Origin of the sequence: Bradyrhizobium sp. NBAIM08, assembly GCF_020193935.1 — a bacterium.
Classification (GTDB): domain Bacteria; phylum Pseudomonadota; class Alphaproteobacteria; order Rhizobiales; family Xanthobacteraceae; genus Bradyrhizobium; species Bradyrhizobium yuanmingense.
In genome coordinates this window covers 1-450 of record NZ_JADYVR010000332.1, presented here as the reverse complement: position 1 = coordinate 450, position 450 = coordinate 1, and the positions used below count along the sequence as shown (strand labels likewise).

The 450-nt window shown below is 72.2% G+C and carries 2 protein-coding genes; one reads left to right on the top strand and one right to left on the bottom strand.

The annotated features are described in order from the left end of the window. The coding region (locus I6F37_RS39760; protein WP_225154343.1) for an ATP-binding cassette domain-containing protein at positions 1-144 on the bottom strand (144 nt) is incomplete at its 3' end. A gap of 96 nt (positions 145-240) precedes the next feature. Between I6F37_RS39760 and I6F37_RS39755 the strand changes: the two genes are divergently transcribed. Further along, positions 241-450: hypothetical protein (locus I6F37_RS39755; protein WP_225154342.1), on the top strand; the 210-nt coding region annotated here is incomplete at its 3' end.

The window sequence follows — 450 nt, the reverse complement described above, 5'->3', positions numbered from 1 at the left end:
GATCAGCGTGGTCTTGCCGGCGCCGTTGGGTCCGAGCAGCGCAAGGATCTCGCCCTTGCGGATCTCGAGGTCGACCGCGCTCAGCGCCTGGAAGCCGGACGCATAGGTCTTGCCGAGGTTCCTGATGGAGATGATCGAAGACACGTGGGGTCCATCCGGCAAGCGAGGGGCGGATCGTACCGGAGCCGGGCGGACGATCTGGCACCATCCGGCCATGCCCAGGCGCGACCACAGCCGACCATGAGTGCGAACGGTGCCTTCGAGGCCTGCCTGCTGGCCGAGGCCGTGCGCCTGCGCGAGCGCGTCGGAGGCCACCTGGACGATGCGGTCGCGACGTCGCATGCGCGCGCCGCCGGCAGCGACCAGGCGCGGGTGTGCCTGCGTGCTCGGCACCTGGCCGGCGGCCTGGGGCTGGTCGAGGCCCTCCCGCGCTGGCGCGCACGGCTGCGC